The 4,177-nt window shown below is 70.4% G+C and carries 3 protein-coding genes; all 3 read left to right on the forward strand.

Going from position 1 to position 4,177, the window contains the following annotated elements:
* Positions 1 to 245 precede the first annotated feature (245 nt).
* A complete protein-coding gene (locus ABZ453_RS50500; protein WP_359026741.1) occupies positions 246 to 1,844 on the forward strand; it encodes an IS1634 family transposase in 1,599 nt (532 codons plus the stop codon).
* A 9-nt stretch (positions 1,845 to 1,853) separates the two neighbouring features.
* Positions 1,854 to 2,180 (forward strand): condensation domain-containing protein, encoded by a 327-nt coding sequence (locus tag ABZ453_RS50505; protein WP_359026745.1) that lies wholly within the window; start codon positions 1,854 to 1,856, stop codon positions 2,178 to 2,180.
* Positions 2,181 to 2,256: 76 nt separating this feature from the next.
* On the forward strand, positions 2,257 to 4,177 hold a 1,921-nt coding region (locus ABZ453_RS50510), incomplete at its 3' end, for a condensation domain-containing protein (protein ID WP_359026743.1).

The raw sequence follows: 4,177 nt of genomic DNA on the forward strand, positions 1-4,177 counted from the left end.
GCCAACGTCAGGTGAACTGGCAGTTCACCACCCACGACGCACGCATCAAACTGCGCCACCTCTATCCCAAAAATTAGCCACGACAGTCTACTAGTCCCGTACTTCGCGGGTCGTTGATTCGTATGGTGTGACCGGTCCGGGGTGTCCTGGGCCGGTGGTGTGGCGTTGGGTGGGGTGTGTCGATGACTTCCCGGTCCCCGCGGCCTCGGTCTCAGCGTCAGCGCCTTGATGTGGTGGTGACGTCCGTGGTGGAGAAGCGTCTGGGCGCTCTGCCTGTCGCTGCCGAGTTTCTGCGTCGGCTGGATGTCGCGGGGATCGTCGACGAGGTGTGTCCGGGAGGCGCGAGCGCGCATCTGACCCACGGGCAGGTGATCGAGGCGCTGGTGGCCAACCGGCTGACCTCGCCCGCGCCGCTGGTGCGGGTCGGTGACTGGGCCCGTACCTGGGCGGTGGAGGAGGTGTTCGGCATCGAGCCGGCTCTTCTCAACGACGACCGTCTGGCACGGGCCCTGGACGCGATCGCGCCGGAGCTGGAGCGGATCGCGGGGACGGTCGGTGCCCGGGCGATCGCCGAGTTCGGGATCGACGTGTCGAGGCTGCACTGGGACATGACCAGCATGTCTGTCCATGGCGCCTTCCCCGCCGGGGACCAGGACGAGCAGTACCCGGTCATCGGCTACGGGCGCCCCAAGGACCGGCGGGTGGACCTGAAGCAGGTCCAGGCCGGGCTCGCGGTGTCCGCCGACGGGGGCATTCCTGTCCACGCCCGTGTCTTCGGCGGGGGTGCGGCCGAGGTCAGCCAGGTCGTCGGCGCGATGAAGGACCTGCAAGGCATGGCTGGTGCACGCAAGTTCTTGATGGTCGCCGATTCCAAGCTGGTGTCCTATACGAATGTCGCCGCACTGCTCGCGGCCGGGGTGGATTTCATCGCGCCGGTCCCGGCTGCCCAGGTCAAGGACGAGGTCTACGCGGCCTTGGACCTTGCACAGGCACAGGCGGTGGACTGGGTGCCCGAGCGGGACGTGGACAAACCGGCCGCCGAGCGGGAGAGCTACCGGGTGCTGGAGGACGTCCACACCATGGCCGGGCGCCGCAAGCGGGATCCGGTGCACCGGGTGCGCCGGATCCTGGTGCACTCCACTGCTGTCGCGGCGGGCCAGCGCCGGGCCCGCGAGAAGCGACTGGCCCGGGCCGGCGAGGAAATGGACAGGCTCGCCGGCGCGGCCGGCGGCCGGCACTACGGCACCCACCAGAAGATCACGGCCCGGATCGGGGTCATCGCAGCCAAGCGGCACGTCACCTCCTGCCTGCGCTGGACGATCACCGGAGGCGAAGGCGAACCTCCCGCCCTTCAGTGGCACTTCGACCAGGACGTCCTGGCGGCCGAGGCTGCGGTGGACGGCTGGTGGGCGCTGCTGACGAGCATCCCGGCCGAGCAGGCCGGCCCGGACCAGATCCTTGTCCACTACAAAGGCCAGGGCACGGTCGAACGCCGGTACCACGACTTCAAAGGCCCCCTCGCGGTCGCGCCGGTCTTCGTGCAGCACAACCGGCGTGTCGCCGCTCTCATCCAGGTCATCTGCCTGGCCCTGCTCGTCTTCAGCCTGATCGAACGGCAGGCCAGACACGCTCTGGGGTCCGAGCAGACCATGGTCGGCCTCTACCCGGACCAGCGCCGGGTCCGCCCCACCGGCCGCATGATCTTCTACCACCTCGGCGAACTCACCCTGCGGATCGGCAACACCACCGATCCGCCCACCGTCCAGATCACCCGCGGCGTCCAACTCCACCTCCTCGACCTCCTCGACACCGACATCACACGAACCCGCTGGCCACAGACCTGAAACGACGACCTGCGAAGTCCGGGTCTAGTCAGGTTCGTCCTGCTGCGCCTCGCTGAGTGCCGGCACCGCTTGGTGCTGACCAACCATCACATCCTGTGGGACGGCTGGTCGCTGCCCCTGCTGGTGCGGGAGCTGGTAGCGCTGTACGAGCGGGGCGGGGACGACACGGGGCTGGCGCCCGCAGCCTCCTACCGTGCGTACGTGGCGTGGCTGGCGGGCCAGGACCGTGACGCGGCGCTGGCAGCGTGGCAGGAGGCGCTGGCGGGCTGTCGGCACCGTCGCTGCTCGCTCCTGGGCACGAGGTCGCCCGCAGCGCGGTCCGGCGCGGTCTGGTGACCCACCGGCTCCCTCAGGCCCTGACCAGCCGGCTGGGGCATGGGCGCGTGCGCGTGGCGCGACGGTCAACACCGTGATGCAGATGTGCTGGGCGCTGCTGCTGTCCGGCATGACGGGGCGTGAGGACGTGGTCTTCGGCATCACCGTCTCGGGCCGGCCCGCCGAACTCGCCGACGTAGACACGATGGTTAGCCTATTCATCAACACCCTCCCCCTCAGGGTCCGGCTGCGCGCCGACGAGCCGGTCGGCGACCTCGCGGCACGCATCCAGGACGAACAGGCGGCCCTCCTCCCCCACCAGCACCTCGGCCTCTCCCACATCCAGCGCCTTACCGACACCGACACCGGCGGCGACCTCTTCGACACGGTGATTGTCTTCCAGAACTATCCGCACGCCGGTCAGAAGTACTCCACCTCGGCCGCGAAACTTACCGTCGCCACCACGGGAGGAGACTCCCTGCACTACTCCCTGGCCCTCACCGTCGTACCGGACTCCGCGCTCCTGTTCCGGCTCGACTACCGCGCCGACCTATTCGACCAGCCGGCGGTGGCGGAACTGGCGGCACGGCTGGAGCGCCTGGTCGAGCAGGCCGTGGCCGATCCGCAGGCACGGGCCGGACAACTGGACCTGCTCGGTAAGGACGAACGCCGGCTGCTGCTGACGGAGCGGACCGGCTCCACGGACGACCTGCTCGCCGGCGGCTGGGTGGAGCTGTTCCAGGCCCAGGTGGAACGCACCCCGGACGCGGTGGCGCTGGTCGGCCCCGACGAGGACGAAGGGCCGCTGACCTACCGAGAACTGGACGAGTGCGCGAACCGGCTCGCGCACTGGCTGATCGGCCGGGCGGTGGGCCCGGAGGACATCGTCGCGATCGCCGTCCCGCGCGGCGTGCGGATGATGGTCGCGACCCTCGCGGTCCTGAAGGCCGGCGCGGCGTACCTGCCGATCGACCCGAACCATCCCACCGACCGGATCACCTCCATGGTTCAAGACGTGCGTGCCCGGCTCGCGCTCGTCACCGCCGCAACCGCCGAGGCCCTGCCCACGGTCACCGGTGTCACGGTCGCCATCATCGACGAACCGCCGATGACCGGCACCCTGGCCACGCTGCCGGACCGGCCCGGCTCCGGCCGGAAGCTGGTCGCCTACCTCGTCCCGGCCGCGCCCGCCGGAGCCGGGGCCCGCACGGCGGACCTGGACACGGCGTCCGTGCGGGACTTCGCGATGAAGACGCTGCCCGACTACATGGTCCCGATGGCGTTCGTCGTGCTGAAGACCCTTCCTCTGACGGCCAACGGGAAGCTGGACCGGCGGGCGCTGGCGACGCCCGACTCCACGGCCCTGGTCACGCTGCGCCCGCCGCGCACACCCCAGGAAGAAGTGCTGTGCGGGGTGTTCGCCGAGCTCCTCGACCTGCCGCGCGTGGGAGTCGACGACGACTTCTTCGCGCTCGGGGGCCAGTCGCTGCTGGTCATGCAGCTCGTGGCGAGGACACGGGCGCTGCTGGGCGCGGAGCTCTCCGCGCGGGACGTCTTCAAGGCGCCGACCGTCGCCGGTCTCGCCCAGCTCCTCGTCCGGGACGACTCGGCGCGTCCGGCGCTGAAGGCGGTGCAGCGCCCGGAGAGGGTGCCGCTGTCGTTCGCCCAGCGCCGCCTGTGGTGCCTCTACCAGCTGGAAGGTCCGAGCACCACCTACAACGTTCCCTTGACGCTGCGGCTGTCCGGCCGGCTGGACCGGACAGCCCTGGAAGCAGCCCTCGCGGACGTCGTGGGCCGGCACGAAAGCCTGCGGACGGTGTTCGCCGAAGTGACCGGCGTGCCCTTCCAGCGCATTCTGGCCGCCGGGGAGGCGCGTCCCGAGCTGAGGGTGAGCGAGGCCGACGCCGCCAGGCTGGACGCACGGCTGGCCGAGGTCGCCACCACGCCCCCGACCTGGCACAAGAACATCCGGCACGTCGCCATCGACATGTCGGCCACCTACCGCGCCGCCCTGCGCA

Source organism: Streptomyces sp. NPDC005799, assembly GCF_040630525.1.
GTDB lineage: Bacteria > Actinomycetota > Actinomycetes > Streptomycetales > Streptomycetaceae > Streptomyces > Streptomyces griseorubiginosus_B.